The sequence below is a fragment of the Arthrobacter sp. MOO21 genome (genome assembly GCF_057369995.2).
This window is the reverse complement of the sequence record NZ_CM170671.2, coordinates 2,750,167-2,776,291: the sequence shown is the minus strand read 5'-3', so window position 1 is coordinate 2,776,291 and position 26,125 is coordinate 2,750,167. Positions and strand designations below refer to the sequence as shown.

29 protein-coding genes and 1 pseudogene are annotated in these 26,125 nt (G+C 68.5%); 14 read left to right on the top strand and 16 right to left on the bottom strand.

Annotated features, from left to right (window positions below):
* Window positions 1-29 precede the first annotated feature (29 nt).
* Genes AC2JAJ_RS12885 through AC2JAJ_RS12870 form a run of 4 tightly spaced genes read right to left on the bottom strand, consistent with a single transcriptional unit; the run spans window position 30 to window position 4,165 of the window.
* Window positions 30-1,046 (bottom strand): magnesium and cobalt transport protein CorA, encoded by a 1,017-nt coding sequence (locus AC2JAJ_RS12885; protein WP_486415560.1) that lies wholly within the window; start codon window positions 1,044-1,046, stop codon window positions 30-32.
* Entirely contained in the window at window positions 1,043-1,519 is a 477-nt protein-coding gene (locus AC2JAJ_RS12880) for a GbsR/MarR family transcriptional regulator (RefSeq protein ID WP_486415561.1), read from the bottom strand. Before AC2JAJ_RS12880 ends, AC2JAJ_RS12885 begins: the two co-directional genes overlap by 4 nt.
* Window positions 1,516-3,147, bottom strand: coding sequence for an ABC transporter permease (locus AC2JAJ_RS12875; protein ID WP_486415562.1), 1,632 nt, complete (start codon window positions 3,145-3,147; stop codon window positions 1,516-1,518). The genes AC2JAJ_RS12880 and AC2JAJ_RS12875 overlap by 4 nt, the downstream gene beginning before the upstream one ends.
* On the bottom strand, window positions 3,140-4,165 hold the full coding sequence (locus AC2JAJ_RS12870) for an ABC transporter ATP-binding protein (protein ID WP_473696571.1): 1,026 nt from the start codon (window positions 4,163-4,165) through the stop codon (window positions 3,140-3,142). The genes AC2JAJ_RS12875 and AC2JAJ_RS12870 overlap by 8 nt, the downstream gene beginning before the upstream one ends.
* A gap of 54 nt (window positions 4,166-4,219) precedes the next feature.
* Here AC2JAJ_RS12870 and AC2JAJ_RS12865 point away from each other — a divergent pair, with 54 nt between their 5' ends.
* Together AC2JAJ_RS12865 and AC2JAJ_RS12860 are read left to right on the top strand one after the other, a co-directional pair.
* Window positions 4,220-5,395: an MFS transporter gene (locus tag AC2JAJ_RS12865; protein ID WP_486415563.1), complete on the top strand. Its 1,176-nt coding sequence runs from the start codon at window positions 4,220-4,222 to the stop codon at window positions 5,393-5,395.
* 58 nt (window positions 5,396-5,453) lie between these two features.
* Complete coding sequence (locus tag AC2JAJ_RS12860) at window positions 5,454-6,356, top strand: phosphatase PAP2 family protein (protein WP_486415564.1); 903 nt, start codon at window positions 5,454-5,456, stop codon at window positions 6,354-6,356.
* Between the two features lie 305 nt (window positions 6,357-6,661).
* On the opposite strand, the gene AC2JAJ_RS12855 is transcribed toward AC2JAJ_RS12860, so the two are convergent.
* The gene (locus tag AC2JAJ_RS12855) at window positions 6,662-7,042 is read right to left on the bottom strand and encodes a VOC family protein (RefSeq protein WP_486415565.1); all 381 of its coding nucleotides are present in this window, start codon (window positions 7,040-7,042) and stop codon (window positions 6,662-6,664) included.
* 242 nt (window positions 7,043-7,284) lie between these two features.
* Here AC2JAJ_RS12855 and AC2JAJ_RS12850 point away from each other — a divergent pair, with 242 nt between their 5' ends.
* A complete protein-coding gene (locus AC2JAJ_RS12850; RefSeq protein ID WP_486415566.1) occupies window positions 7,285-7,761 on the top strand; it encodes a hypothetical protein in 477 nt (158 codons plus the stop codon).
* A gap of 99 nt (window positions 7,762-7,860) precedes the next feature.
* Complete coding sequence (locus AC2JAJ_RS12845; RefSeq protein ID WP_501053152.1) at window positions 7,861-9,282, top strand: hypothetical protein; 1,422 nt, start codon at window positions 7,861-7,863, stop codon at window positions 9,280-9,282.
* A 5-nt stretch (window positions 9,283-9,287) separates the two neighbouring features.
* Here AC2JAJ_RS12845 and AC2JAJ_RS12840 read toward each other — a convergent pair whose 3' ends face one another.
* On the bottom strand, window positions 9,288-9,890 hold the full coding sequence (locus tag AC2JAJ_RS12840) for a TetR/AcrR family transcriptional regulator (protein ID WP_486415569.1): 603 nt from the start codon (window positions 9,888-9,890) through the stop codon (window positions 9,288-9,290).
* A gap of 62 nt (window positions 9,891-9,952) precedes the next feature.
* Between AC2JAJ_RS12840 and AC2JAJ_RS12835 the strand changes: the two genes are divergently transcribed.
* Window positions 9,953-10,303, top strand: coding sequence for a cupin domain-containing protein (locus AC2JAJ_RS12835; RefSeq protein ID WP_486415570.1), 351 nt, complete (start codon window positions 9,953-9,955; stop codon window positions 10,301-10,303).
* 12 nt (window positions 10,304-10,315) lie between these two features.
* On the opposite strand, the gene AC2JAJ_RS12830 is transcribed toward AC2JAJ_RS12835, so the two are convergent.
* The gene (locus tag AC2JAJ_RS12830; RefSeq protein ID WP_486415571.1) at window positions 10,316-10,969 is read right to left on the bottom strand and encodes a TetR/AcrR family transcriptional regulator; all 654 of its coding nucleotides are present in this window, start codon (window positions 10,967-10,969) and stop codon (window positions 10,316-10,318) included.
* Between the two features lie 100 nt (window positions 10,970-11,069).
* Between AC2JAJ_RS12830 and AC2JAJ_RS12825 the strand changes: the two genes are divergently transcribed.
* Window positions 11,070-12,200 (top strand): flavin-containing monooxygenase, encoded by a 1,131-nt coding sequence (locus AC2JAJ_RS12825; protein WP_486415572.1) that lies wholly within the window; start codon window positions 11,070-11,072, stop codon window positions 12,198-12,200.
* On the opposite strand, the gene AC2JAJ_RS12820 is transcribed toward AC2JAJ_RS12825, so the two are convergent.
* Complete coding sequence (locus AC2JAJ_RS12820) at window positions 12,169-12,870, bottom strand: esterase/lipase family protein (RefSeq protein ID WP_486415573.1); 702 nt, start codon at window positions 12,868-12,870, stop codon at window positions 12,169-12,171. The two genes, AC2JAJ_RS12825 and AC2JAJ_RS12820, sit on opposite strands and share 32 nt — an antisense overlap.
* A 128-nt stretch (window positions 12,871-12,998) precedes the next feature.
* Window positions 12,999-14,216: an MFS transporter gene (locus AC2JAJ_RS12815; RefSeq protein WP_486415574.1), complete on the bottom strand. Its 1,218-nt coding sequence runs from the start codon at window positions 14,214-14,216 to the stop codon at window positions 12,999-13,001.
* A gap of 200 nt (window positions 14,217-14,416) precedes the next feature.
* Here AC2JAJ_RS12815 and AC2JAJ_RS12810 point away from each other — a divergent pair, with 200 nt between their 5' ends.
* Window positions 14,417-15,157 (top strand): GAF and ANTAR domain-containing protein, encoded by a 741-nt coding sequence (locus AC2JAJ_RS12810; protein ID WP_486415575.1) that lies wholly within the window; start codon window positions 14,417-14,419, stop codon window positions 15,155-15,157.
* Window positions 15,158-15,172: 15 nt separating this feature from the next.
* Here AC2JAJ_RS12810 and AC2JAJ_RS12805 read toward each other — a convergent pair whose 3' ends face one another.
* Entirely contained in the window at window positions 15,173-15,601 is a 429-nt protein-coding gene (locus tag AC2JAJ_RS12805) for a hypothetical protein (RefSeq protein ID WP_486415576.1), read from the bottom strand.
* Between the two features lie 160 nt (window positions 15,602-15,761).
* Between AC2JAJ_RS12805 and AC2JAJ_RS12800 the strand changes: the two genes are divergently transcribed.
* Window positions 15,762-16,157, top strand: coding sequence for a hypothetical protein (locus AC2JAJ_RS12800; protein ID WP_486415577.1), 396 nt, complete (start codon window positions 15,762-15,764; stop codon window positions 16,155-16,157).
* A gap of 3 nt (window positions 16,158-16,160) precedes the next feature.
* On the opposite strand, the gene AC2JAJ_RS12795 is transcribed toward AC2JAJ_RS12800, so the two are convergent.
* Window positions 16,161-16,787 (bottom strand): PAS and ANTAR domain-containing protein, encoded by a 627-nt coding sequence (locus tag AC2JAJ_RS12795; RefSeq protein WP_486415578.1) that lies wholly within the window; start codon window positions 16,785-16,787, stop codon window positions 16,161-16,163.
* A 224-nt stretch (window positions 16,788-17,011) separates the two neighbouring features.
* Here AC2JAJ_RS12795 and AC2JAJ_RS12790 point away from each other — a divergent pair, with 224 nt between their 5' ends.
* Window positions 17,012-17,353, top strand: a complete 342-nt coding sequence (locus AC2JAJ_RS12790) for a hypothetical protein (protein ID WP_221386320.1) — start codon at window positions 17,012-17,014, stop codon at window positions 17,351-17,353.
* A gap of 40 nt (window positions 17,354-17,393) precedes the next feature.
* On the opposite strand, the gene trxB is transcribed toward AC2JAJ_RS12790, so the two are convergent.
* Window positions 17,394-18,371, bottom strand: coding sequence for a thioredoxin-disulfide reductase (gene trxB / locus AC2JAJ_RS12785; protein WP_486415579.1), 978 nt, complete (start codon window positions 18,369-18,371; stop codon window positions 17,394-17,396).
* A gap of 172 nt (window positions 18,372-18,543) precedes the next feature.
* Here trxB and AC2JAJ_RS12780 point away from each other — a divergent pair, with 172 nt between their 5' ends.
* The 3 genes from AC2JAJ_RS12780 to AC2JAJ_RS12770 all read left to right on the top strand — a co-directional run bounded on the left by AC2JAJ_RS12780 (window position 18,544) and on the right by AC2JAJ_RS12770 (window position 19,949).
* Window positions 18,544-18,867 (top strand): hypothetical protein, encoded by a 324-nt coding sequence (locus AC2JAJ_RS12780; RefSeq protein ID WP_486415580.1) that lies wholly within the window; start codon window positions 18,544-18,546, stop codon window positions 18,865-18,867.
* 129 nt (window positions 18,868-18,996) lie between these two features.
* Window positions 18,997-19,323 (top strand): ArsR/SmtB family transcription factor, encoded by a 327-nt coding sequence (locus AC2JAJ_RS12775; RefSeq protein WP_221386317.1) that lies wholly within the window; start codon window positions 18,997-18,999, stop codon window positions 19,321-19,323.
* Complete coding sequence (locus AC2JAJ_RS12770; RefSeq protein WP_486416690.1) at window positions 19,320-19,949, top strand: cation efflux transmembrane domain-containing protein; 630 nt, start codon at window positions 19,320-19,322, stop codon at window positions 19,947-19,949. Before AC2JAJ_RS12775 ends, AC2JAJ_RS12770 begins: the two co-directional genes overlap by 4 nt.
* A gap of 101 nt (window positions 19,950-20,050) precedes the next feature.
* Here AC2JAJ_RS12770 and aztD read toward each other — a convergent pair whose 3' ends face one another.
* The 4 genes and pseudogenes from aztD to aztB all read right to left on the bottom strand — a co-directional run bounded on the left by aztD (window position 20,051) and on the right by aztB (window position 24,391).
* The gene (aztD, locus tag AC2JAJ_RS12765) at window positions 20,051-21,262 is read right to left on the bottom strand and encodes a zinc metallochaperone AztD (protein WP_486415581.1); all 1,212 of its coding nucleotides are present in this window, start codon (window positions 21,260-21,262) and stop codon (window positions 20,051-20,053) included.
* Between the two features lie 54 nt (window positions 21,263-21,316).
* Window positions 21,317-22,138, bottom strand: a pseudogene (gene aztC, locus AC2JAJ_RS12760) (zinc ABC transporter substrate-binding protein AztC).
* A gap of 107 nt (window positions 22,139-22,245) precedes the next feature.
* The gene (locus tag AC2JAJ_RS12755; RefSeq protein ID WP_501053151.1) at window positions 22,246-23,490 is read right to left on the bottom strand and encodes a hypothetical protein; all 1,245 of its coding nucleotides are present in this window, start codon (window positions 23,488-23,490) and stop codon (window positions 22,246-22,248) included.
* Window positions 23,471-24,391, bottom strand: a complete 921-nt coding sequence (gene aztB, locus AC2JAJ_RS12750; RefSeq protein WP_486415583.1) for a zinc ABC transporter permease AztB — start codon at window positions 24,389-24,391, stop codon at window positions 23,471-23,473. Before aztB ends, AC2JAJ_RS12755 begins: the two co-directional genes overlap by 20 nt.
* A gap of 25 nt (window positions 24,392-24,416) precedes the next feature.
* Here aztB and AC2JAJ_RS12745 point away from each other — a divergent pair, with 25 nt between their 5' ends.
* Complete coding sequence (locus tag AC2JAJ_RS12745) at window positions 24,417-25,160, top strand: ATP-binding cassette domain-containing protein (protein ID WP_486415584.1); 744 nt, start codon at window positions 24,417-24,419, stop codon at window positions 25,158-25,160.
* Window positions 25,161-25,376: 216 nt separating this feature from the next.
* A complete protein-coding gene (locus tag AC2JAJ_RS12740; RefSeq protein WP_486415585.1) occupies window positions 25,377-26,072 on the top strand; it encodes a GAF and ANTAR domain-containing protein in 696 nt (231 codons plus the stop codon).
* Window positions 26,073-26,125: the final 53 nt, after the last annotated feature.

The window sequence follows — 26,125 nt, the reverse complement described above, 5'->3', positions numbered from 1 at the left end:
AGCCCGGCGCGGCGCAAACGGAAGCCGGGTCAGATCCACTTGTTGTGCTTGAACGCGAGGTACAGGACCAGGCCCATCGCCAGCATCAGCCCCAGGGCGAAGGGGTAGCCCTCCGCCCAGCCCAGTTCGGGCATGTTGGCGAAATTCATGCCGTAGATGGATGCCACGAGCGTGGGCGCGAACAGGATGGCGGCCCAGGAGGAGATGCGCTTGACCTGCTCGTTCTGCTCAAAGCTGGACTGGGTCATCCGCTGCATCTCTTCGTTCTGGCGCTGCGCCACCAGGGCCGCATTCACGGCCAGGGCATTCTGCAGCAGGGCGCGGAAGGATGCCACGCGCTCGTTCAGCCGGATCACGTGGTCCAGGACATCGCGGTAGTGGTCACGCAGCTCGGTGGCCTGCTCGCGGTCCGGAGTTCCGGACATCAGCGCCTGCAGGATCCCCACCAGCGGGCTGGTGGCGCGCTGGAACGTGATGACCTGGCGGGAAAGCTCGTAGATCCTTCGGGAGACGTCCGGGTCGGCACCGAACAGGTCGTCCTCGATCTCGTCGATGTCGTTCTCCAGGCCGGCGGCCACGGGCTCGTACTCGTCCACCACTTGGTCCAGGATGCCGTACAGCACGGCATCGGGGCCCAGCGCCAGGAACTCCGGCATGGATTCCATCCGGCGGCGGACCTTGGCCAGGTCCGGGGATTCAGCGTGCCGGACCGTGACCACGTACTCCTCACCCACGAAGACGTGGATCTCGCCGAAGTCCACCTTCTCCACGTCATCCAGGTACCTGGCCGGCCGGAGCACCAGGAACAGGCACTCGCCGTAGTGTTCCAGCTTGGCGCGCTGATGCCCTGCGAGTGCGTCCTCGATGGCCAGCGGGTTGAGGTCGAATTCCTCCCCCACCGACTGGAGTTCCTCCGCGTCGGGGCGGTAGAGCCCGATCCAGGCCATCCCCTCGCGCTGCCGCAGCAGGAAGTAGGTCTCGTCAAGGTCCTCCGGGTCCTCGGTGCGCAGGCCGTTCACGTACACCGCATTGTCAATGATGGTCACGGCTCCGCCTCCCGCTCATTTTCCCAATCATCCAGCAGCCCAGGCATCCGGGAGTTGAGGAAGCGGTAGAACCGGGCCATTTCCGCAACCCGTGCCCGGGCGGCGGACCCCGCGGGAAGGGTTTCCGCGGTGGCGTCGGTCAGCTCGGCCAGTTTTTCGTAGATGGGACTGTTGCGCATCGACACCACGTACCACTCGTCGTCGTGCAGGGCGTAGAGGTCGCGGCGGCTGCCGGGCCGGGCAACCCGGTGGACGAACCCCACCGTCTGCAGGTACCGCACGGCTCCGGACACCGCCGCGGCGCTGGCACCCAGCCGCTCCCCCAGTTCGGCCGCCGTCAGGCTCCCGTCCTCGGAGGCCACGAGGGCCAGCAGCGCCCGGGCCGGCATCTTCGGAAACCCGGCCGCGGCGAATCCGGCGGCGGCCCTTTCAGCAGCAGCAGTCACGGCCTCGGCCGATACAACATCACTCATGCCGTCCCCACCTCCCGCCGCCGCATCACGATCACGGCGAGGCAGGCAACAGCACCGGCGATGGCCAGCATCCACCAGGCACCGCTCCAGTCCGTGGCGTCCCCGTGCGGGACCGGTGTGTGCGTGAACGGGGACAGGTCCCGCAGGCCCTGGTCAATCCCCAGCATGCCGCCGAAGATCCCCAGGAACACGCCCAGCCCCAGCAGCACCCAGCCGGCGGCGATGGTCGCGGCGGGCCACAGGACAAACACCAGCGCGGGCACGGCGAGGTAGAGCAGCGCCGCCGGCAACTGCGCCAGGACGGTCTGCCAGAGCGCGTCGGCCGGCATGGACTCATCACCTGATCCGGTGAGGGTGGCCCAGGCGCCCACCCCCGCCAGGCCAAGCACCAGGACCACGGCCAGGGCACCCAGGGCCAGGTAGCCGGCCAGCCACCGCACCCGGCCCACAGGGGCGGCCAGCAGGAGTTCGGCGGTGCCGGAGGCTTCCTCCTGCCGCAGCCTGATGACGGCCTGGAGTGCGCAGGCCGCGGCCAGGACGCCGGCGATCGAGAAGAGCACCGAGACCATGAGCTGGGTCAGGGAGATCCCCTGCGACCGGAGCATGGCCCGCAGCGCCGCAGTAATTCCGCTGCCGGGAGTGTCGACGGCGGCAATCGCCTTTCCCAGCGACCCCGCCAGCAGGCCCAGGGCCAGCCCGCCCAGCCCCCAGCCGAGGATCGAGCCGGACTGCAGCCGCAACGCCAGGGCGACCGGGCTGTTCAATCCTGCCCGCGCGGATGTCCGTGCCGGCCTGTCACCCCAGACGCTGTCGCCGGTGTCGCGGACGCGCAGGATGAGCCAGGCGGCCGTAAGGCAGGCAGCGCCCCATCCGAGCGGGAGCAGCAGCGGCCAGGCGCGGTTGCCGGAAAAGGCGAACGTCTGCTGTCCCCAGCCGATGGGTGAGAACCAGCTGGCCGCGCCTTCGGTCATGGTGGTGCCGTCGGAGTGCGGCGTCCCCGTGGCATCCCCGATTCCGCGCAGCACATAAGCAAGGACAACCAGGGCCGCGGAGACACCGTTGGCGCCGCGCGAAGTGCCCATGAACTGGGCCACCAGCAGCCCCACGCCCAGGAAGCAGAGGCCGACGGCGCCCGTGGCGGCGCCGGCGAGAAGGGAACCCTGCGGGTCCAGGCCTTGGGCGGCAAACCCCCCGAAGACGGCGAGTCCCGCCAGGACGTTGGCGGCGGTGCCGTGCAGGACGGTGGCGGTGTTGGGCAGCAGGCGTCCGGCAGGAGTGGCCGCCACGAGTTCTGCGCCGCCGGTTTCCTCGTCGGCCCGCGAATGGCGCACCGCCAGGAAGGTGCTCATCAAGCCGGCCAGCAGGGCAAGGAAAGCATAGATCAGGAAGAACGTGAAGGCGCCCTGGTCCGCTCCGCGGGGAAGGCCGCGCAGCATCAGGATGGCGGGCGTGGCGATGGCTACCTGCAGGATTTCCGTGCGGCTTGCGGCAGTGCCGTAGGTTGAGCTGACTGCCGAGGCTGCGAACAGGGCGAACGCCCCGATGACCAGGATCCAGCAGGGCAGTTGCCAGCGGTCCCGCCGCAGGCGTTGCCGCCAGAGGATCAGCAGCACGCCCACGTCAGGCACGTCCCCTCATGCCGGGCAGGTGCCGCCGCCCACCATGCCGGTCGCCACCGTGCCCGTGGTCGCCGTTGCCGTTGCCGCTGCCGTTGTTGATATCAGCCGGGGACTCTGGATGTGCCGAAGTATCGCCGTAGTGCCGCAGGAACAGTTCCTCAAGGGAGGGCGGATTGATGGTCAGCCCCTGCACGGCCAGGGCACCCAGGGCGGGAAGCACCTCCGCCACCCTGTCCGAGTCCGCGCTGAACCTGACCCGGCCGCCGTCGAACGCCAGGTCATGGACGGCGCCCAGCCGGGCCAGTGCCTGCGTGTCCAACCCGTCCGCGGCGAAGGAGATCTCGGTCCGGGTGAGGTGGCGCAGGGAGTCCAGCGTGCCGCCGTCCACGATCCTGCCGGCGCGGATGATGCTCACGCGGTGGCAGAGCACCTCCACCTCGGACAGGATATGGCTGGAGAGCAGCACGGTGGCGCCGCGTTCGACGGCGGCAAGCAGCTCCCGCCGGAAGACCGCCTCCATGAGCGGGTCTAGGCCGCTGGTGGGCTCGTCCAGCAGGTAGAGCTCGGCGTCCGTGGCCAGGGCAGCGATCAGGGCGACCTTCTGGCGGTTGCCCTTGGAGTAGGCACGCCCCTTCTTCCCCGGATCGAAATCGAAGGCTGCGCAGAGGCGGGCCTTGCGCCGGCGGTAGGCATTACCGTCGGCCGTGCCGCCGCGCAGCCGGGAGAGCAGGTCGATGGTCTCGCCGCCGGACAGGTTGGGCCAAAGCCGCACGTCGCCGGGAACGTAGGCGAGCCGCCGGTGCAGGTCCACGGCCCGGGTCCAGGGTTCCAGGCCCAGCACGGTGGCGGATCCGGAGGTTGCCTTCGCCAGGCCCAGCAGGATGCGCAGGGTGGTCGATTTGCCGGCACCGTTGGGGCCAAGGAAGCCGTGGATTTCGCCGGCCTGGATCTCCAGGTCCAGGCCGTCCAGCGCGTGGACGCGGCCGAAATGCTTGTGTAGATTCACGGTCTGGACAACGGTGGTCATACATCCAAGTCTTTGAAGTTTTCACAACTTTGTGAAGGTACTAAAGTCCCAACCATGCCCTCCAGCACCCAAGCCACCCGCCCGTCGACGGCGCCGCTGTACGCAGCGGGCTTTGTCACCGCCTTCGGCGCCCACAGCATCGCGGCGGGGCTGGGTTCGCAGAGCGGCAACATCGGCTTGACCCTGCTGAACCTGGGCATCCTGCTGGCCCTGTACGACGTCGCCGAGGTGTTCCTGAAACCCGTCTTCGGGGCCCTGAGCGACCGCATTGGCGCCAAGCCGGTCGTCGTCGGCGGCCTCCTGGCCTTCGCCGCCCTGTCGCTGATCGGCCTCGGCGCGGCCGATCCGTTCATCCTTGCCCTGGCCAGGCTGGGACAGGGCGCTGCGGCGTCGGCGTTCTCCCCGGCGTCGTCCGCGATGGTGGCAAGGATGGCCCGCGGCGGGAAGGCGGGCACCTACTTTGGCCGGTACGGGTCCTGGAAGAGCCTTGGCTACATCATCGGTCCCCCGCTGGGCGCCGGGCTGATCCTGGCCGGCGGGTTCCCGCTGTTGTTCGGCACGCTCTCGGGCCTTGCGGCGCTGACGGCGGTGTGGGTGCTGGCCTCCGTGCCGCACCTGGAGCCCCTGCCGCGGAAGCGCTACACCGTGATGGACCTGGCCCGGCAGGTGGGCGAGCGCCGTTTCCTGGTGCCCACGCTGGTGCTGGCCGCATCGACGGCCGCGCTGGGTGCCGCCGTCGGCTTCCTCCCGGCACTGGCCGCCCGCCACGGCCTGGACGCCCTCGCCGGCACGGCCGCGGTGAGCGTAGTGGCGCTGGGCTCGGTGCTGACCCAGCCATGGATCGGCAGGCTCCGGGACAGGGGCGGGGTCAGTGACAAGAAGGGCACGACGACGGGCCTGCTGCTGGTTGCCGCGGGCGTGGGTATTGTTGCCGCCGCCCCCGGCGTGGCCACGATTTTCGTTGCGGCGGCCCTGATTGGGACGGGCCTTGGCGTCGCCACGCCGCTGGGCTTCGCGCACCTGGCCGACACCACGCCGCCGGAGCGGATGGGCCGGACCATGGGCTCGGCCGAACTGGGCCGGGAACTGGGCGACGCCGGCGGTCCCCTCCTGGTGGGCGCCATCGCCACGGCCACGGCCCTGCCGTTCGGGCTGGGCGCGCTGGCGGTGCTGGTGGCCGCGGCGAGCATCCCCAGGCTGCCGCCGGCCGAGGCCGCCCCGGCCACCTGACCCGCCGTTCCACCCTTTGCTGGAGCGGCCTTCCAGCTTTTTGTGCCAACCTTAAACAATGGCTTCCACCTCCCGCGCACAGATCCGGACACCAGCCCGCCCCGCCCCGGGCTCCGGGTTCCTGTTCGTACTGTCCACGCTGGCGTGCATCGCCGGACTGGTGGCCACCTACTACTTCTTCGTGCAGACCACTACCGGCCAGTTCATCGACGAGTCCGCGCTGGCCGAGGCCGTGGAGATCCACGGGCCCGCCGGGAAGGCAGCCACCCAATTCCTGGACCTGCTGCCCACCATCTCACTGGTCATGGCCGCCGTCGTGGTCCTGTTTGTCACGGTGATCAGGCGGCACTGGGCCGAGGCGGGGATCGCCGTCGCTGCCTGCGTCGGCGCGAACGTGGCCACGCAGGTGCTGAAGGACGTGCTGCCTGCCAGGCCGGACAAGGGCGTACTGACCCTGGAGCTGAATTCCCTGCCGTCCGGGCACACCACCTTGGCGGCGTCGGCGGCAGCCGCGGTGTTCCTGATGGCGTCCCCGCGCTGGCGTCCGATGGCCGGGTTCATCGGCGGGACGTTCGCCATCGCATCCGGCGTGTCCACGCTGATCAACCAGTGGCACCGGCCTGCCGACGTGGTGGCCGCGTTCCTGCTGGTGGGGGCCTTCATGATTCCCGCGGGCTGGCTGATCCTGCGCCGCGGGTCCTGGAACGCCTGGGAAGGGTTCGGCCGGCACATCGGCTCGGCGAAAATCTGGCTGACACTACCCGTGCTCATCGGGCTGGCGTCCGCTGCCGTGGCCGCCTATTCGCTGATCCTGATCGCGCCCAGCCCATGGCAGGAAGGCAGCACCACCAACTACTTCTGGGCGGGCATCGCCCTGATCGTCATCGCAGGGTACCTGGCCACGGTGGCCACCACGTCACTCTTCGCGTTCGCCGCCCGCCGGTGGGACCCGCCGCGTTAACGGTGCCGGCTCCCGATTTTGATCAATTCTTGAGGAAATTGCCACCTCCAGCTTGAGGCTGGCCGTGGATAGTGGCAGGTGCCAGGCCGGAAGGCCGGGCCCGGTTGGCCCGCTGAGATCCGAGGCCAACAAGCTCCTGGCGGCGTCTTGAAGCAGGCGCCGCCAGGTACAACCCCGAACGCCCCATCACGTATCGGAGCCAAAAGCCGAACGCGCTATCACCTACTCCAGCCAAAGACCGCACGCCCCATCACCCTTGGTGACAGGGCGTTCTTTCGTAAGGCCGAGGGTGCGGCGGACCGGCGTCAGTGCAGCGGTCCCAGCCGCTTCCGCAGCAGGCAGAACTCGTTGCCCTCGGGATCTTCCAAAACGTGCCATGACTCGTTGCCGGTCTGTCCGACGTCGGCAGGCCGGGCGCCGAGGGCAAGCAACCGTTCCAGCTCGGCGTCCTGGTCCCGGTCGGTGGGGTTGACATCGATGTGCAGCGGGAGGCGTCCCGTCCGCGGGTTGTTGCTCGGGCTGAAGATGATGGTGGGCTGCGGGCCGCCGAAGCCGGCCTCGGGGCCGATCTCGATGGCCCCGTCCTCCCTGTCGAGCTCGACGTACCCGAGGACGTCGCACCAGAACCGCGCGAGCGTTTCGGGATCGGAGCAGTTGAGGACCAGTTCACTGATTCGGCATGCCATGTGCCCCAGTGTACGGACGCGCCACCGGTTTGCACGCGCATATCCGTTTTCGAGGGTCATCAGGCATCTGACCTGCGGTTTCTTCGCAGAAAAGGCTCAAGGCCGGCAGATCCAACTTTGAGAAAACCTTGAGTGATTACGGCAGTGTAATTTGATCCGCCTCGGACAGAGTGTTCCCATCGGAGCCGCCAAGGCTCATCAGGTCTCGCGGATAACCGCAATAGAGTTTCTAGGGGAACGACATGAGCAAGATTGCAGGACGCAAGAAGCGCATCATCGGCACCACCGCAGCCCTGGTGGTCGTCGGCGGCGGCGCGGCTTTCGCTTACTGGACGGCATCCGGCCACGGCAGCGACAGCGCCAAGTCGGGTACCGCCGCTAACTTCAGCGTTACCAGCGAGGTGGTCACGGACGCCACCCTCACCCCCGGCGGCCCCGCCAAGACGTTCAAGTTCACGGTCAAGAACGAGGGCACGGGCGTACAGCAGGTCACCAGCGTCAACGCGGCAGTCGCCAACGCCGACGGCAGCGCCTGGACTGCCGTCCCGGGCTGCACCGCCGCGGACTTCAGCGTCACTCCTGCAGCATCCACCGCCCAGAGCCTGGCCGCCGGGGAGACCCTGAGCGAGACCGTCACGCTGCAGATGATCAACCGCACCGCCAACCAGGACGCCTGCCAGGGAATCACCACCATCCCGCTCTACTTCACAGCCAACTGAACAGGGCAGGGACTGACGTTCCTGACCCAGAGCGCCAACTTGCCGGCGCGATGGTAAAGAAGTTCGCCTCCCCCCCAAGGCCGACACACGGAAGGTCCCATGCCCGCCACCAGCTCCCCCGAAGCCCAGCAGGGCCTTCGGCGGGAGCTGGTGGTCCTTAAAGGCGCCGCGCGCTCCGGCGTCGCGGCCGCCGTCGTCCTCCTCCTCGCTGTCCTCCTGGGAGCGGGACCCGCGGCAGCGTATTGGGCGGCTTACGGGAAGGGAAGCGCGACGGCGGCAGTCGCCACGCTGCTCCCGCCCACCAACCTCGTGGTGCCGGCGGGCAGCGGCTCAACAGTGGCGGTGAGCTGGACGGGATCGGCCGGCGCAGTGGTTCCCGCCGGCTACTACGTCACCCGGACCAGCGGCGGCACAACCACGGCCGCCTGCGGTTCCAGCGCCTCGTCCCTGGTCACGGGAACGTCCTGCTCGGACGCCTCCGTCCCGGACGGCACTTTCCAGTACCGGGTCACGGCCGTGTACCGGTCATGGACGGCAGCCAGCGGCGCGAGCGGGGCGGTCACGGTTTCCACCCTGACAAAACTCGCCTTCACTGCCCAGCCGTCCGCCAGCGTGACAGCAGGCTCGGCGATCAGCACGCTGACGGTGCAGCTGCAGACAGCGGCCGGCGTTCCACTCCTGACCGGCGGCGTGCAGGTGGCCATCGGCATCGGCACCAACCCCGCCGGCGGAACCCTTTCCGGTACCCTCACGGCCACCACGAACCTCAACGGGGTAGCCACCTTCAGCGGACTGTCCATCGACAAGGCGGGAGCCGGCTACACCCTCGCCGCTTCAAGCGCCGGCTATTCGGGTGCGGTCAGCACCAGCTTTTCGGTTTCCCCTGCGGCAGCCAGCAAACTGGTTGTCACGGCCGGCTCTTCCCTTGCGGGCACGGCGTCGTCGGCCGCCCTCCTGGGCCCGGTGACCCTGCAGCGCCAGGACGCGTACGGCAACCCGGTCACGGCAGGCACCACCGCCATCAGCCTGGCGTCCTCGAGCGCCACCGGATTCTTCTCGGCTTCCGCGAACGGCGCGAAAGTCACCAGCGTGAGCATCGCAGCGGGGGCCGCATCGGCGTCGTTCTTCTATGGGGACACCAAGGCAGGGACGGCGACCATCACCGCGGCTGCGACGGGCCTCAGCAGTCCGGCTCCGGTGACGGCTTCCATCACCGCCGCCGCGCCCGGGAAACTGAAGTTCGACGCAGTTCCGGCGAGCGTCCTCAAAAACGTGAGCATCACGCCTCCGGTGACGGTGCACATCCTCGATGCCTTTGGCAACGCCACTGACAGCACCGCGGCCGTGACGATCCAATCCACGTGCACCCTTAAAACCACCAGCACCCTCACCGTCCCGGCCGTTTCAGGGGCGGCCAGCTTCCCCGACCTGCAGATCGCGGGCAAAGCAACCGGCTGCACCCTCACGGCGACGAGCGGGACGCTGGCATCGGACACCAGCAACGCATTCAACGTCGAGTAGGGGACCTACGGCTGCGAAGCGAGCGCCGCGTCCAAAATATCCAGGGCGTTGGCACGCATTACACCGAATGCCTGCGCGGCGGAAAGCCCGGCGACATCCCGCAGCCAGATGTACGGCTCTATGCCCGCCGCGGCGCGAAGCCGGACGGCCAGGACGGCGGTGTCGATCCCCGCGTTGGCGTCGAGCGGGGACAGTGCATCCCGGTACCAGCCGATCGCCCGGCCCCCCCGGAGCGTGGGCCGGCCAGAGCCAGGAGTGAGGGAGAGCCTGAGTGCAGCCCGCAGCTGCGGCTCCCACGTGCGGATGAAGTCGAAGTGGGCGTCAAGGGTGCGTGCCATGCGGTCGCGGACGTCCGACGGCGGGTCCTCCCCCAGGAGCGACCCCGACCCGGTCTCGGGCAAGGCGGCGTGCAGAAGGGCTTCCTTGTCAGGAAAGTACCGGTAGGCGGTGGTCCGGGAAATGCCGGCAAGGGCCGCGACATCGGCTACGGACGGGTCCTGCCCTTCCTTCAGCAGCTCCCGCAGGACGGTCACCAGCGCGTCGCGCGTCCGCGACTTCTGCCGGGTCCTCCCGGTCTCTACATATTTTCCATTGCGGCGTGCAGACACGCGTCTTATGATACCTATGTGCCGTTATGGTACGCACGTCCCATAAACAAAAGGGGTTTCCGGTGGCCGATCCCATTGCAGTGAATCCGCAGCACTACCGGCTTGTTTTCGAAAATGACCGGGTCCGCGTCCTCGAGTATAGCGACGGCCCCGGCGACAGCACCGGCACCCACTCCCACCCGGACAGCGTGATGGTCACGCTCAGCTCCTTCACCCGCCGCCTCCGGTCCGGCGACAAGGAAGTCGATGTGGAGCTGCCGGCGGCGCAGGCCCGCTGGCTGGATGCCCAGGAACATTCCGGCACCAATACCGGCGAGACTCCCACCCACTGCATCTTCGTCGAGCTGAAGGAGCCGCGGCCGGACGCGCCGGCCGCAGGGCACGGCACCCGGCTGGGCCCTGCCGCTTCCTGACACGCCCCGCGGCTAACCGGTCTTCAGCAGCAGCCGGCACCATGCGTCGGACAGCCATGCCGCGAACTGCTCCGGGCTCCAGCCGCGATGGTCCACCAGCAGCACCCAGTACTCGGGCCCGTTCATGCTCCAGACGGCATCGGCGAGTTCGGCGGCGGGCCGGTCGGTGCGCAGCTCCCCGGTCGACGCCAAGTCCTCGATGAACCTCAGCATGTTCGCGGCCCGCCGGTCGGAGATCTGCTGCCACAGCGCGCCACAGTCGGGGTCGGTGCCGGCAGCATCGCGCAGCGCCACGTATACGGGGGCCAGCCGGGGCTGGATGCCGGCCAGCGCCTGCGCGTAGATGCGGATCTTCTCGGCGGCACCGGCCGCCTGGCGCAACCGGATGACGTAATCGCGCTGCTCAGCGGGTACGGCGTGGCCCGTGCCCGAGATTGCTGTTTCCACCACTTCGCGCAGAAGGTCGGGCTTCCGCCCGATGGTGGCGTAGATGGTATCGACGGCGACCCCGGCCCGCCGCGCAATGCCCGCCACGGTGGTGGACCGGTAGCCCTCCCCCACGAACAGTTCCCTTGCGGCTGACACAACAGCCTCACGGGTGGCTGCCGCCTGCTCCTTCCGCCGCGGCGAGTGATAGCGGCGAGGAGGGGCGTTGACTCCACTCATGGCCGGGCCTAACCTTGATTCATCCGAAGTGTATTCGGATGAATTGTAGCAGGAAGCCGGGTCCGCGGCGTGGCGGTGCCCCGCGGAAAGGCAGGCCATCATGTCCGAGCATTTCGACACCGTGGTGATCGGAGGCGGACAGGCCGGCCTCGCCATGGGCTACCACCTCTCCCGCCTGCACCGCCCGTTCGTGATCCTGGATGAGAACGCCAGGACCGGGGACAGCTGGCGCTACCGCTGGGACTCCCTCCGCCTCTTCACCCCGGCCCGGTACGACGCCCTGCCCGGCAGCCGCTACCCGGCACCGCCCTGGTCCTACCCCTCCCGCGACGGGTTTGCCGACTATCTCAGCTCCTACGCCGCAGAGTTCTCCCTGCCGGTACGCCACAACACCAGGGTCACCCGGCTGGGCCACAACGGAGCCGGCTTCGTCATGGACACAGGCACCGGACAAGTGGAAGCCGGCAACGTAGTGGTGGCCGCGGGCTGGGACCGCCAGCCCAAGGTGCCGGAGTTTGCAACCCAGCTGGACAGCACCATCCGCCAGCTCCCCGCGGCGGACTACAAGAATCCGCAGGACCTGCAACCGGGCCCCGTCCTGGTGGTCGGCGCCGGCAACTCGGGGGCCGACATCGCCCTCGAGCTGGCCGCCACCCGCAGGACGTTCCTCTCCGGCCGGCACCCTGGCGAGATCCCGTGGCCCATCGACGCCGTCGCGGCCCGGCCCCTTACCCTCGCCGTCTTCTTCGCCTTCTCCCACGTCCTGAACGTCAAGACCCCCGTGGGACGGAAGGCCCGGCACCAGGTCCTTGCGCACAGCGGACCACTGATCCGGGTGAAGGACCGCGACCTGGTGGCTGCCGGCGTCGAACGCGTCCCCAGGACGGAAGGGACCAGGGACGGCATGCCGCTGCTCGCAGACGGCCGCACCCTGGACGTTGCCAACGTCATCTGGTGCACCGGCTTCCGGCCGGCCCTGGAGTGGATCGACCTTCCCGTGACAGGGCCCGACGGCGAACCCCAGCAGGAGCGTGGCGTCGCCAAGGCGCAGGAAGGGCTGTACTTCCTGGGTGCCGTCTTCCAGCAGTCGCTGGCCTCGTCCATGGTCCACGGCGTGGGCAGGGATGCGGCGTACATCGCCCGGCACATCGCGGCACGGACGCGGGCAGAACAGGCAGCGCCGGCCCGGGCAACAGACGTCAGGCAGGCAGGCTCAGCTGCTCCACAATGATCCGTGCCGTTTCGGAGTCGCCCAGGATCCGGAAATGCCCCGCCACCGGCAGCTCGATGTTGGTGGCGCCGGGCAGGACGCTTCCCTCCGGGATGTGCGGATCGAACGGCCCGTAGATCGACGTGATGCGGCTGTTGATGGCAAGTTCGCGGGACATCTGGAGCGTCAGCGGGTTGCGCGGGGAGAAGATCCGCAGGCTGGGCAGCAGCATGTACCGGGCGTAGCGCGAGCCGGAAAACGGTGCACACACGGCGATCATCCGGTCGATCCGGTGCTCGGGGTCCAGGGACAGCATGGCGTATTTGCCGATCAGGCCGCCTTTGCTGTGCGCCACCAGGATGGCGTTGCGCAGGCCCGCCTCCTCCAGGTGCTGCGCCACCAGCTTGGCAGCCTCGGGGACTGTCAGCTTGTTGCGCTGCAGCACCGTGACTACGTGCACGGGATGGCCGGCGTCGTGGATGGCCTGGATGAGCGGCATCATGAACTGCCAGTTTTCGTACACGCCGGGGATGATCAGCACGGGCGGCCGGCTGCCGTCGCGGAAGGACCCCGACTGCACGCGCGAGAGGAAGCCGCGGACCTGCCAGATTCCGGCGTACACGTAGTCCTGCGCCCACCACACGGCCTTCTGCAGCGGACTGATGCGAGCGGTGGTGCCCGTTTCACTCATGTGTCGAGGATAACCTCGCACCGCGGCCTACCCACCAACCCGTGCGCCAAACACGGCCCGATGCTCTATCAGATCTGGTCCCTAAACCTCCCTTTTAGGGACCAGAAGTGATAGAGCAAGCCGGGCCATCAGTAGTTCCGGCGGTGTCTCAGGCGGGGAATTACGACGGCGAACACGGCCGCCGCCGCGAACCCCAGGACGCCGGTGGCTGCGATCCCCGGGCCCAGCGATGCGAGCGCAGTCACCCCGGAGAGGAGCACGGGCCCGCCCGTGGACCCGGCGTCGGCCATGAACCGCCAGAGGCCCAGGAACTGGCCGCGGCCACGGTCGGGCGAGAAGTCGGCGCCGAGCGTCATCACCAACCCGGAACTGATCCCGTTGCCGAACCCGATCAGCAGCGCCGCGAGCAGCAGCCCCACGAAGGACCCGGTCAGGGGGATCAGCAGCAGCGCGGTCCCCATCAGCAGCGTGGACGGGACCGCCACCCACTGCCGGCCCTTGCGGTCCATCAGCCTGCCGGCCGGGTAGAACACCAGCATGTCGATGGCCCCGGACAGCCCGTAGATCAGCGACGCGGAGGTGGCATCCATGCCCAGGTGGTCGGCCCAGAGCGGGATCACCACCTGCCGGGAGGAACGCAGCGCGCTGAGCAGCAGGATGCCCACGCCCAACGAAAGGAACACGCCCGCGTGCGAGGCCGCGACGCTGCGGAGCGTGGGCTGGGGGCCGGCGTGCCCGCCCGGGGCGGGGTCCGGCGCCGTAAGGTCCGGGATGGTGAGCGAGAGCAACGCGGCCGCGGCCATGGCCACCACCCCCACCCAGTAGGCTCCGGCGAGGCCGGAGAACTGCATCACGGCTGCGCCCGCGAACGGGCCGATGAACACGCCGATGCGGTTGACGCCGCCCAGCGTGGACAGCGCCCGGGCACGGAACTCCACCGGCACGGCTTCGGTGAGGTACTTCTGCCGCGCCAGTCCAAAGACCGCCCCGGACATCCCGACGACGGCCATCGCCGCTGCGAGCAGCCACAGTCCGTGCGTGGCTCCGGAGGACACGGCGGCCGCCGCCAGCGCCAACCCGGCGGCGACGGCGGCACCCACGATGGACCAACGCTCACCGAAACGCAGGGTTACCAGGGACGCGGGCAGGTTGAAGAACCAGGACCCGAGGCCAATGAGCGTGACGACCAGGGCCGCCACGGCCACGGACGCCCCCAGTTCGCGCGCGGACAATGCCACCACCGGAAGGATCGCCCCCTGGCCGACGCCGAAAAGCAGGCTGGGTCCAAACGCGGCGACGGCAATTTTGCGCAGGCTGAAGGGCTGGGTATCATCCGGGGAAGTCATCAGATTTATCCTATGGCCGCGTCCCGCCATGCAAGGGGAAGACCGCTGCCCCGAAGGGATAAGAAAAGGTAGGGCCGGAGGGTCCCGCGACGGCAGCCGGCCCTAGACTGGAAGTGTCATCGCAAACGGGCTGTTCCGCCTTGAGCACATCCACGCGTTCCGGTCAGCACAGGTGCCATGGTATTTCGGAAAGATGTGGCATGGTCGAAAATCGGAGCCCCCAGCCCCAGCCCGGGATCCTGGAGCACCTCCAAGACCTGGTCCTGGAAAGTTCGGACGTAGCGGAACTGCTGCAGGAGCTTGTCACGTATTCCGCCGAAAGCCTTTCGGGGGACAACAAACTGCTCTGCGGCGTGACCCTGCTGCGGCACCGCAGGCCGGCCACGGTGGCCACCAGCGACCCCCAGGTCCATGCAATGGACGAGCTGCAGTACGCGTTCGGCGAGGGGCCTTGCCTGACGGCACTTCGGGATGTGGTCACCATCCATGTGCCCAACCTCGAGGATGAAACCCGGTGGGCGCACTACTGTTCCACCGCCTGGTCCGAGGGGATCGGTTCCGTTCTCTCTGTCCCGCTGCCGCTCGAGAATGACGCCGGCGCCGCACTGAACCTGTACGCGGCAAATATCCATGCGTTCAGCGCGGAGGACATCGAGTGCGCGGAGGCCCACGCTGCGCAGGCGTCCAAGTCGTTGCGCATTGCGGTCCGGGTGGCGCAGTTGACGGAGGACCGGGAGAACCTGACAGCGGCCATGGAGTCCCGCACCACCATCAACCTCGCCGCCGGCATCATCATGGCCCAGAACCGGTGCGACCAGGACACCGCCATGCGGATCCTGCGCAGCGCCTCCAACACCCGCAACCTCAAGCTCCGCGATGTGGCATCAAGGGTAGTGGCGTCCGTGGCCCACGACCCCACTGTTGTCACGCACTTTGAGTGACGGTCCTGCACGTCCCTAACGGGTCCGCGGGCGGGAACCTGCCAGGCCGCGGAACAGGTTCACCACCTCCACCACGGCACCGATGATCGAGCCCACGATGCCGAGCACCAGGAACACCCGCACCAGCACCGGCCAGCCGGACCAGCTGTTCCCGAAATCGAAGGGGAAGACTTCCCACATCCGGATCACGGCCGCCAGCCCAATGCCCAGGACCACCAGGTTCCCGAGCGCCATGACGGCCCTGTTGCGCACCAGTACGAACACCAGGTTGACGATGATGCCCGCGATCAGGGACGCATTGATGAGGTCGAGGACGCGGGTCATGTCGGCCGTCAGGAATGGCACCACCCGCCAGCCCGGCCAGATGTTGATGCCCCACAGCAGCAGAGCGTTGACAACGACTGAGCCTACGCTGCCGCTCCTCGTGGAAGTCCGGCCCGCCATGCCAACTGCCTGCCCCGGTTCCACAGGCAACCAGAAGTGCCGAAGGTCCCGCCGGCCGCCCTCTTCAAGCGGTGCATGTATTCCGGCGGCCTGACGGGCCGTTCGGCACTGTTCCGCTTCCGTCCACAACAAGGAAGCTGGCTGCAGGAGGTGGTGGGAAATGTTCACCCTGCGTACCTTGGGCGGCATCGCCCTCCTGATGGCTGGAAGCAGCTGGCTGTGGCTGACGCCCACCTTTGCTACCCGCGGGGTAAACACCTCAGGCGCCTGGTGGAACATCACCATGGTCCTCTCACTGCTCACCGTGCTCGGATTCGCGGTAGCAACGTGGGGGTTGTTTGCACGGTGGAACTGGTGGGAATACGCGGCGCGGGCATCGGCTGCACTCGGCCTTGTGGCCCTGGTTCCGTTCTGGTTCGCAGCCACCGGCGGCGGCGAAACCCTCGGAACCACAGCCTGGAACGTGTTCATCCATGTCCTGATGGTGGCCGGCGTCGCGGTGTTGCTGCTGGTGCCCCCGCTGGAATGCTGGGTGAACCAGCAGGTCATGGGCTGACAGTCAGCGGGAAAGCCGGAAACCGGCCACCGCTTCCCGGGCTTTCCCCTCCGCCGCGGACTTGACCAGCCCATCCGCCACAACGTGGAGTTTGACGTTGATGTGCTGGCTTTGGTCGGCCAGGATATCGAAGGCTGCCTCGGCCTCCACGCCGAGCAGGCCCATGACAATGCCCTTGGCCTGCTCGATCACGGCTTTGTGCGCGTACACGCCTTCGATCGCTTCGCTGGCTGCGTTCTGCGACTCGATGCGCAGGCTCTGGGTGATGTCCACCATGAATCCGTGCGCACGGGCCACGCGTCCGGAGGCATCAGCCTCGACCTGGATCGCCGAAAAGACGCGCCGTTCCCTGCCTTTGGCGTCGATGACGCGGTGGAGCAGCGCACCCTGGCCCCCGCCGGCCAGGAGGTCCATCCACAGCTCCCTCACCCGGTCCCGGTCCAAGGGTTGCTTGTGGGCCATCAGCAGTTCGAACGTGGGCACCACCTCGCCCTTGCCCAGCCCATGGATGCCGAACAACCCCTCGGACCATTGCATGTTTCCCGAAGCGACGTCCAGTTCAAAGGTCCCGGAGGGGCACACGGTGGGCGGCCGGAGAGGGTAAAGGTAGGTATCCAGCTTTGACCACATTCCAACCTCCAACAATTCTCGGAACATCCTCCCCGGGCTGCCGACATTCGGCATAGCTGAGCGCCGCCGCGGTGTAGACACAGTCCATGCGCCGGCCCACGTGCCAGCCCGGCGGATTCGGCAACTGTCCGCAGAAATTCAGGGGTCACAAATGGCCTGCGGAGGAGTAGCGTTCGCCTTATGGGGCGCTGATTCGCGCCTCCAGCCAAAGGGGAGGTCATTTCATGGGTGAAGTGTGGATCCGCACGCTGGGCAACGGGCTGGTCCGGGCAGATCGAGTCACAGAAATTTCATCCACCCGGGGGTCGCTGTACGAGGACCGCGGGTATTCATTGAAGGTCATTGTGGACGGCAAGGGCCACGTGCTGATTGACGACGGCGGCGTGCAGGGCAGCCTGCCCGAGCGGCTGGAATACGCCAGGCACATGGAGGACGCCCTGCTGCTCGCCATTGACGAGGCGCGCGAGAACGATGCCTCCATGGTCATTTCGTATGAACCGGAGCGTGAGCGCTGGTCCGCGGCGCCCGTTTCGGTGTTAACGGGAAGGCTTCCCGAGGTCGTCTGACCCGGGGAGCGGCCGCCCCATCAGGCCGGGGGCACGGAGCCTAGCCGTGGGTGGGTTCCTCAACCAGCGCCGTCGCAATGCTGGCGGCGTCCTCCAGGGCTGCCAGGAAACGCTCGGCATCCAGGGCCGCGGCGCAGCCGGTGCCGGCTGCCGTGATGGCCTGGCGGTAGCGGTGGTCCACGGCGTCGCCGCAGGCGAAGACGCCGGAAAGGTTGGTGCAGGTGGTGGGCGAGTCCACCTTGATGTAGCCCTCCCCGTCCAGGTCCACCTGCCCGGCCACGAGCTCGGTGCGCGGCAGGTGCCCGATGGCCACGAAGATGCCGGTGGCGTCCTGGTGGCGGGTATCGCCCGTGCGGGTGTCCGTGAGGGTGACGCCGGTGACCTTTCCGTCGCCGTGGATGGCGGTGACGGCAGAGTTCCAGGCAAAGCGGATCTTGGGGTTGTCCTTGGCGCGCTGCGCCATGATGCGGGAGGCTCGGAGTTCGCCCTTGCGGACGACGACGGTCACGGACTTTCCGAAGCGGGTCAGGAAGGTTGCTTCCTCCATGGCGGAGTCGCCGCCGCCCACCACGATGATGTCCTGCTCCCGGAAGAAGAACCCGTCGCAGGTGGCGCACCAGGACACCCCGTGGCCGCTGAACTTCTTTTCCTCGGGCAGGCCGAGTTCCTTGTAGGCCGAGCCGGTGGCCAGGATGACTGCCTTGGCCTCGTACGTCTCCCCTGCGCCGGTGACCACGCGCTTGACGGGACCCTTGAGGTCGACGGACGTGACGTCGTCGAACTCTATGCGCGCGCCGAACCTCTCCGCCTGCTGCTGAAGGCCGTCCATCAGCTCCGGGCCCTGGATTCCTTCGGGGAAACCGGGGAAGTTTTCCACCTCGGTGGTGTTCATCAACGCGCCTCCCGCCGTCACTGCACCGGCCAGGACCAGCGGGTTGAGGCCGGCGCGGGCGGCGTAGATGGCGGCGGTGTAGCCGGCAGGGCCTGAGCCGATGATGATCAGCTGATGGTTGCTCATGTTTGTCCTTCGGTGGCAGGGCTGCGTGGTCAGGAGGGAAAGAACATTCGGCGTAATAATTAGGCTGGTGTTGCGTGCATCACATTCGTTCCCTAATCTAATGGAGGCTCGAGCAAACGGGCCAAGCAAGAAGCTGCAGCGTCGCAGCCAATGCAGGGGAAGGCTTTACACCTTGAATTCGAAGCTGAACATTGTGGTCCGGGTGGACCTGGACCACGCCAAAGCTCAGGTGATTGCAAAGGGGCACATCACCATCCATAGCATCAACGCCATCTACGTCGTGGCAAAGCGGGCCAATTCCATCAAGGGCGGCCTGGACCTGGAACTCGATATCTCACACGCACTGGTGGATGACGAGGCGCTGGAGATGCTCCGCGCCGCCTCCGAAACCAGGCACCTGCCCGCAAAAATCGATCCGGAGCAGGCTCCATGCACCATTAGCGTGCTGGCTGAACGGCGGCATCGGCCCGCACCGGCAACCCGCCTGGCCGCATAACGCACCCGGCAGCTCGCAGCGCCCAGATTCCGGGCCAGAGCGAGCCGGACACCCCTCTTCTTCCATTACTTCCGCCGGGCCTTGAATACAGCTGGATCTGAATACACGGATGGCTGTATTCTCGGTTCGATGGAAACCCTCACGCACGCGCCGGTCCTCGCGCGCTTTGGCTATGCAGTCTCGGACCCCACCCGTGCCCGGATCATGCTGGCCCTCGCTGACGGCGGCGCCTACCCATCGGACCTTGCCGATTCGATCGGCGTTTCACGCCAAAGCATGTCCAACCACCTGACCTGCCTGCGTGGCTGCGGTTTGGTGGTGGCCGTCCCGGACGGCAGGCGCACCCGGTATGAACTGGCCGATGCCAAACTTGGCCACGCCATACGGGACCTCCTGGGCGTGGTCCTGGCAGTGGACCCCGCATGCTGTGCCCCGGACGGGACGTGCACCGCATGACAGGCCTGCACCTGGGCCCTGCCCCAGCCCGCCGCGCGGTACTTACCCGCCGCATCCGGCTGCTCGCCGCGGCCACCATCACCTACAACATCATCGAGGCCGTGGTGGCACTGTGGGCCGGCGGAGTGGCTGATTCCGCCGCGCTGCTGGGCTTCGGCCTGGATTCGGTGATCGAGGTTGCCTCCGCAGTGGCCCTGTCCTGGCAGTTCGCCTCGAAGGACCCGGAGCGCCGCGAGCACCTGACGTTGCGGATGATCGCCCTCTCGTTCTTTGCCCTCGCGGTTTTCGTCTCGGTGGACGCGGTCCGGTCCCTTGCCGGCGGCGGCGAAGCGCAGCATTCGGTGCCGGGAATCGTGATCGCGGCCCTGAGCCTGGCCATCATGCCCGTCCTGTCCTGGTTGCAGCGGCGTGCCGGCCGTGAGCTGGGTTCAGCGACCGCCGTCGCTGATTCCAAGCAGACGCTGCTCTGCACGTACCTCTCGGCCGTGCTGCTGGTGGGCCTGATGCTCAACGGCGTGCTGGGCTGGTGGTGGGCGGATGCCGTCGCGGCCCTGGCGATCGCCGGTATTGCGGTGCGCGAGGGCTTCAACGCGTGGCGCGGCGAGGTTTGCTGCGAGCACTGCTGACCGCTGCGCCCTCCGGTCATAGCCTTGTTCGCAGTTCCTGGCCCTTGATGGTTCAGAACCGCGAACAAGGCCATGACGGAAGGTGCCTGTCCCCCGGGGAGTCAGCCCGTGACGCCGGCGAGCTCGTTCGGGGTGCGCTCCAGCGTGCCCGTGCCGGTGGTTTTTCCGCTCTCGACGTCCACGGCGTGGATCGTGCTGGTGCCGGGGTCCGTGATGTACGCGGTGTGTCCGTTCACGAAGATAGTGGGCCGCGGTTCCTGCCAGTCGAGCGGCTCTTCCCAGGCGGGGATGACAGGGAAGCTGTTCGTCACGGCAGCGGTGTCCGGGTCGATGACGTGCAGCGCGCCGTCGGTGCCGAGTACCAGCGCCTCACCGTGCGGTCCGCGGGCCAGCGACCGGAAGCTGTAGCTGGTTCCCAGGTCCACGAACGCCAGCGACTTCGTTTCGGTGTTGATGAGCGAGATCTGCTGTGGCCGTTCAAGTTCCGCATCCTTGTCCTGCTTGTAGTCGCCCAGGGTCACCACGGATTCCTCCGAGCCGGCCTGGTTTCCGATCCGCCCGTACGCCGTGGGGCTGTCCAGCTTGGTGATGGCGCCGCCGGCGTACACCAGGACCCCGGTCTGGCAGCCGATCACCACGGCCTCGCCCGCGGCAGTGGCCTCGCCGTGCACGCCAGGGCAGTCCTCGTTCCGGGCTATCTCCTTGCCGTCCTTGTCCAGCACCACGATGCCGGGGCGTTCCTCCTCGTTCCCCAGCGTGAGGACCAGGTCGCCGTTGGAGAGTTCGACGGCGACGCCGTGGTGGGCCTCTTCGGCGCGGTGGGTTTCCACCCGGGGTTGGCCGGACGCCAGGTCAGCGGAGTTGAAGACACTCACTTCGCCGGTCCCGTCGCTGAAGAGGATCGTCTTGCCGCCGTGCCGCACCACGTGGCCGGGCTTGGTGGTGGGAAAGACGATGTCCGTCATGGCGGGTGCCTGCGCATAGTGGGTGCCGGCGTCGGTCCACGCTCCGGTATCCAGCACCTCGAAACCCTTCGCTGTGGAGATGATGACGTGCCGGCCGTCGCCTGCGGGACTGATCCGGTTGAACCCGGCCAGCGGGAAGTCGCCCAGCACCTTGAAGGTGGCAGGGTCCAGGACCTGGATGCCGCCGTCGTACGTGGTGACGAGCCGCTGCTGCGCAGCCTCCACGGCGGGAGCGGAGGAAGCCGGCGCGTTGCCGGCGGGCGTGGCATCGGCCCCGCAGCCGGTGAGCAGCAGGCCCGTGAGGGTGAGCGCTGCGAGCAGGCGGACGGGGGTGGTGCGGTGATGCATGGTGTTCCTTTTCTTATCGGGATGGGGATTCGGGAGTGCCAGGACAACTCCCGTTCAGGACAAGGCGGTGGCGATGCGTTCGGTGTTGGTGCGCATCATGTCCAGGTAGGTGGCGGCGCCGGAGCCGTCGGTGCCCAGGGATTCGGTGAAGAGCGGGACCACGGCGATGTCCTGCCCGGCCTCGGCGGCGAGCACTTGGGCCAGCCTCTCGGGCTGCGAGGAGTCGGCGAAGATGGCCGCCACGCCTGCGGCGCGGATTGCCGTGGTGAGGTCGTTGAGGTCAGCGGAACTGGGCGAGGCGAGCGTAGTCCCGCTCGGAACCACCGCGCCGATGACCTCGAAGCCGAACCGCTGCGCCAGGTAACCGAACACGTGGTGGTTGGTGAGGAGCTTGCGCTGGCTGTCGGGGATGGAGCTGAAGCGGGTATTCATCCAGGACTCCAGCTCCCCCAACTGCTGCACCTAGGCCGCCTCCTGCGAGCGCAGGGCGCCGGCGTCCACCCCGTCCACGTGCTTGGCCACACTGCGGGCTATCGCCCCGGCGGCCTTCGCCACCCGGGACGGATCGGTCCAGAAGTGCGGGTCTTGCGCCCCGCCGGACGGCCCGCCGGCACCGAATACCAGGGGTTCGACGGCGTCCAGCACCTTGAGCGCCGGCACGCCTTCAGCGGCGGCTGCTTCCACCTGGTTGAGGACGTTCTCTTCCAGTCCCCCGCCGTTGTGGATCACCAGGTCCGCGCTCCCGATGACGGCCGCCTGCTTGGCGGAGATGCCAAAGGAGTGGGGGTCGGCGTTGGCGCCCATCAGCACCACCACGTCCGCCTGGTCGCCCACCACGTTGCGGGTGATGTCGCCCAGGATGTTGGTGGTGACCACCACGGTGGGCCGCGCCACTGCAGCGGGAGAGCAGCCGGCGAGCGCCCATCCCAGCCCAAGGCACAGGACCAGCCACAGCACGGTGCGGCGCACCGGCACATCCGGCCTCACAGCCCGGTCTCCAGCAGGAAGTCAGCGGCCGGAACGTCGAACGTCCGGGCGATGCGGAGCCCGTCCGCGTAGTCGAGTTCGTGGACCTTGGAGCGGGCAGGCTCGCTGACGTAGGCGCGGGAGGTGTCGATGCGTAGCTGCGGGTGGCGGGCAGAAGCGGGTGCCAGCAGGGCGGCCCGGGCAGTGACCCCACCCGTGGCCGTATTGAGGGCCAGCACGGAGCCGTCGACGCCGGCAGCCAGCACCCGCTTCCCGTCACCCACCGCGGCGGCGGCCACGGCGGGGACGGGCGTGGGCAGGTACGTCCAGGTGCGTTTGGCGACGTCCAAGTGCCAGATGCCGGAGCTGCCGGCCGGTCCGGCAAGCTCGTTGGAGCCGGGACGGTGCCCCAGGCTGGTGGCCGGCGGGAGGCCCGCGCCGCCGTCGGGATACGGAATCTTCTCTGCAGCGAAGGCACCGTCATCCCCCGTGACCAGCAGCGCCCCGTCGGCGCAGGCGAACACCAAGCCCGCGCGGACGTAGGCGTGCCCGGCCAGGCCGGCACAGTCCTGCCGGCCCAGGACCACGGCGTCCGAGGCGTCGCGGACCTCCACCCCGCCGGCCGCGGCCGGGTCCCCGGCGGAGGATCCGGCAGAGGACCCGGTGGAGGACCCTTCGACCGACGCGATGAAGTGCCCCGCATACGGGACCACCATCCCCGAATGCGGAGACGTGGTGATCCGGAATGCCTCGGCCATCGAACCGGCGTCGAGGTCCTTGTGCCGGTACACCGACGCGTAGCCGCCGGACGGGGAGAACACGGCGATGGATTTGCCGTCCCCGGCCACCGCCCCCGCGTCCGGCACGGCGAGGGTCCCCACCGGGCCCGGCGGGGAACTGTAGTAGTGCCTGTGTTCGCCATGGTCCACGGTCCATGCACCGGTGTCGAACACCTGCACGCCCGCCGCCGTGGTGAGCAGGGCGTAGCGGCCGTCCACCTGCGCGGCGGTGACGGGTCCGTACGTGCCGGCGTCGGACGCTTCTTCGGTGAGGAGGGACAGCAGCTGCCCCTCCCCCGTGCCGGCGTTGAGGGTGAGCAGGCCGGCCTGCGGCTCGGGCTTCTCCTGCGCCCCGGCGACATAGCCATGCGGGGTGGACGCGGACAGCTGCGCCCCGGGCGGGGCGTCCGGCGCAGCGCAGGCGGAGAGCAGCAAGGGAAGGCTGAGCAGGACGAGCAGGGGTTTAGGCGTGGTGCGGGGCACGGGGCAGGGGTTCCATTTCCAGTGGTTCGGATGGGCGGGGTTCGGACGGGAGGGGTTCGACGGCGGGTGTGGCGGGCGGCCGGACCACGTGGCGGACGGCGGCCCGGGCCAGGGCGGAGGCGAAGTAGGACAGCGCTGCCGCGAGGGCGATGGTGGCGCCGGCGGCCGTGGAGGCATGCCAGGAAATCCAGAGGCCAACCACTACGCTGGCGGCGCCGATGAGGGAGCCGAGCATCATGGCTCCCCGGACGGACCGGGCCCAGACCAGCGCGGCAGCCGGCGGGGCGACGAGGAGCCCGAACACCAGGAGCGTGCCCACCACCTGGAAGGACGCCGCCACCGCCAGGGTCACCAGGGCCAGCAGCATGACGTGGGCCCGCCGCGGACGCAGCCCCAGGCTGGCGGCCTTCTGCGGGTTGAAGGCCGCGGCAAGGAAGGCGCGGTGGCACAGCGCGGCGGCGGCCAGGACAACTGCGCACACGGCGGCGAGCAGGACGACGTCGGCCGTGCTGACCGCGAGCACGTCGCCAAAAAGCGTGCCGGTGAGGTCCACGGCGAAGGAGCCGGACGCCGACACGATGATCACGCCGAGCGAGAGCATCACCACGAACAGCAGCCCGATGGCCGTGTCCTGCGATACGCGCCGGTTCCGCGTGATGGCCGAGACGCCAGCCGCCGTCGCCGCCGCGCTGACGGCTGCGCCCAGCAGCAGGTTGCCGCCCAGCAGGGAGGCGACCGCGATGCCGGGCAGGAGGCCGTGGGACATGGCGTCGCCCAGGAAGGCCATGCCGCGCACCACCACCCAGGTACCGACGACGGCGCAGAACACAGCAACCAGGCAGCCGCCCAGCAGGGCGCGCTGCACGAATGACACGCTCAGGGGATCAAGTAACCATTCCATCGCGGCCCAGCGTATCTTAATAAGAATGATTCTCAACAATGATGCAGAAGTGATGTTCAGCGGGGCGGGTTTTGCCTATCCGGACCGGCAGGCGCTGCAGGGCGTCTCGATCGGCTTGTCCAAGGGCACGCACACGGTGCTGGCCGGGAAGAACGGCTCGGGAAAATCCACCCTGCTGGCACTCGCGGCGGGAGTCCTGCGGCCGACCCAGGGGTCGGTGGCCACCGGTTCGCGGCCGGCTTTTGTCATCCAGCTGCCGCGCACGCCGCAGGACCTGCCCTGTACGGTCCGGCAGGTGGTGGAGATGGGGCGCTGGCCGCACCGCCGGGGCCTGCTGCCGCTGCTGGCCGGCGACCGTCGGGCAGTCAACGCGGCCATGGAGCGGATGGGCATCGCGGATTTGGCTGGCCGGCAACTCCAGGAACTCTCCGGCGGGCAGCGGCAGCGGACCCTGATCGCGCAGGGGCTGGCCCAGGAGGCGGCGATCCTGGTCCTGGACGAGCCCACGGCAGGCCTGGACAGCGCCGCGCACCTGCTGGTCCGGGCCGCCGTCGAACAGGAACTGCGGCGCGGGGTGACGGTCCTGGAGTCCTCCCACGCCCCGCAGGACATCGGCCGGGCGGACCGCGTTGTGGTGCTCGACGGCGGCCGGGTCGCCGCGGACACCGCCACCGCGTGCGCTCCAGCCCAGTTGCTTGCCCCGTGCAGGGTGCCACGCCCGGGAATTCCGGGAACGTCCGCGGGCCGGAATCCCAGGCTGAAGGAGTAACTGGGCTGGATTGCACGGCCCCGCGGGGCATGGGCAAGTACTCCCCCGCGTGCCGCGGGAAAGTAGAGTACCGGCTACTCGTGCTGCAGCCGCGGCGGCCCCATAGATTCAGGGAAAACCGCGGCACCGGCGTCGCGGATCAGCGGACGGGGGCGGATGGTGGCAGGTGGTCCAGCGGGTGGCGGGCATGACCGGCAGGGGTTGCTGCTGGATCTGGTGACGGACACCGACGACGACGCGCAGTCCCTGCTCAAGCTTGCCCGTGCTGCCGCGAAGGCGCTCAGCGGGCCGGCAGAACGTGCCGCCGATTGCGCCGTGATGCTCCATCGAAAGGGGTCTGTTCCTGCCAGCGCCGGAAGCACCCCGGCGGCCACTGCCCTGGCCGAAGACGAGGAGGCCCGTGTGGACGGCCCGATGGCCCAGGGCGCACTGTCCCGGACTGCGGTCATTGGCTCCACCGCTTCCTCGCCCCGGTGGCAGGGGTACCGGCGGCGGCTCCAGGAGCACGGATACGGCGTGGCGCTTGCGGTCCCGCTCCGGCTGGAGCCTGAAGCAACGGGTGTGGTGGTCCTGCTGGTCCCCGCCGGCGCCGAATTCGACAGCCACCTTGTACAGGAGGCGCAATCATTCGCCGAGGTAGCGTCGAAGAGCCTGAAACTGGCGCTGGACGTGCACGCCGTGAACCGGGCCGGCGACAACCTCAAGGAGGTCCTGGAGGGCAGGACGTCCATCGACGTGGCCTGCGGGGTGATCATGGCGCAGAACCGCTGCTCCTATGCGGAGGCGTTCAGCAAGCTCGCCAGCGCCTCACGCCAGCGGAGCGTGAAGGTGCGCAGCGTGGCTGAGGGCATCCTTAAGGCAGTGCCCACGGCCGCACTGGCGGCGCAGCTGGAACCGCACACCTTTGCCTGAATGCGGCAAGGAGTCAGTGCCGCGCCCGCGCCCGGATGAGTCCGGCAGCAGCA

Excerpts from the sequence above, each read along its gene's own strand:
- aztB (WP_486415583.1), bottom strand. The coding sequence starts at position 24,391 with ATGGAATGGTTACTTGATCCCCTGAGCGTGTCATTCGTGCAGCGCGCC.
- AC2JAJ_RS12805 (WP_486415576.1), bottom strand. The coding sequence starts at position 15,601 with ATGGCGGGCCGGACTTCCACGAGGAGCGGCAGCGTAGGCTCAGTCGTT.
- AC2JAJ_RS12810 (WP_486415575.1), top strand. The coding sequence starts at position 14,417 with ATGGTCGAAAATCGGAGCCCCCAGCCCCAGCCCGGGATCCTGGAGCAC.
- AC2JAJ_RS12795 (WP_486415578.1), bottom strand. The coding sequence starts at position 16,787 with ATGTGGTCAAAGCTGGATACCTACCTTTACCCTCTCCGGCCGCCCACC.
- AC2JAJ_RS12860 (WP_486415564.1), top strand. The coding sequence starts at position 5,454 with ATGGCTTCCACCTCCCGCGCACAGATCCGGACACCAGCCCGCCCCGCC.
- AC2JAJ_RS12775 (WP_221386317.1), top strand. The coding sequence starts at position 18,997 with ATGGAAACCCTCACGCACGCGCCGGTCCTCGCGCGCTTTGGCTATGCA.
- AC2JAJ_RS12845 (WP_501053152.1), top strand. The coding sequence starts at position 7,861 with ATGCCCGCCACCAGCTCCCCCGAAGCCCAGCAGGGCCTTCGGCGGGAG.
- AC2JAJ_RS12830 (WP_486415571.1), bottom strand. The coding sequence starts at position 10,969 with ATGAGTGGAGTCAACGCCCCTCCTCGCCGCTATCACTCGCCGCGGCGG.
- AC2JAJ_RS12855 (WP_486415565.1), bottom strand. The coding sequence starts at position 7,042 with ATGGCATGCCGAATCAGTGAACTGGTCCTCAACTGCTCCGATCCCGAA.
- aztD (WP_486415581.1), bottom strand. The coding sequence starts at position 21,262 with ATGCATCACCGCACCACCCCCGTCCGCCTGCTCGCAGCGCTCACCCTC.
- AC2JAJ_RS12815 (WP_486415574.1), bottom strand. The coding sequence starts at position 14,216 with ATGACTTCCCCGGATGATACCCAGCCCTTCAGCCTGCGCAAAATTGCC.
- trxB (WP_486415579.1), bottom strand. The coding sequence starts at position 18,371 with ATGAGCAACCATCAGCTGATCATCATCGGCTCAGGCCCTGCCGGCTAC.
- AC2JAJ_RS12870 (WP_473696571.1), bottom strand. The coding sequence starts at position 4,165 with ATGACCACCGTTGTCCAGACCGTGAATCTACACAAGCATTTCGGCCGC.
- AC2JAJ_RS12880 (WP_486415561.1), bottom strand. The coding sequence starts at position 1,519 with ATGAGTGATGTTGTATCGGCCGAGGCCGTGACTGCTGCTGCTGAAAGG.
- AC2JAJ_RS12790 (WP_221386320.1), top strand. The coding sequence starts at position 17,012 with ATGGGTGAAGTGTGGATCCGCACGCTGGGCAACGGGCTGGTCCGGGCA.
- AC2JAJ_RS12770 (WP_486416690.1), top strand. The coding sequence starts at position 19,320 with ATGACAGGCCTGCACCTGGGCCCTGCCCCAGCCCGCCGCGCGGTACTT.
- AC2JAJ_RS12850 (WP_486415566.1), top strand. The coding sequence starts at position 7,285 with ATGAGCAAGATTGCAGGACGCAAGAAGCGCATCATCGGCACCACCGCA.
- AC2JAJ_RS12820 (WP_486415573.1), bottom strand. The coding sequence starts at position 12,870 with ATGAGTGAAACGGGCACCACCGCTCGCATCAGTCCGCTGCAGAAGGCC.
- AC2JAJ_RS12825 (WP_486415572.1), top strand. The coding sequence starts at position 11,070 with ATGTCCGAGCATTTCGACACCGTGGTGATCGGAGGCGGACAGGCCGGC.
- AC2JAJ_RS12865 (WP_486415563.1), top strand. The coding sequence starts at position 4,220 with ATGCCCTCCAGCACCCAAGCCACCCGCCCGTCGACGGCGCCGCTGTAC.
- AC2JAJ_RS12745 (WP_486415584.1), top strand. The coding sequence starts at position 24,417 with ATGATTCTCAACAATGATGCAGAAGTGATGTTCAGCGGGGCGGGTTTT.
- AC2JAJ_RS12800 (WP_486415577.1), top strand. The coding sequence starts at position 15,762 with ATGTTCACCCTGCGTACCTTGGGCGGCATCGCCCTCCTGATGGCTGGA.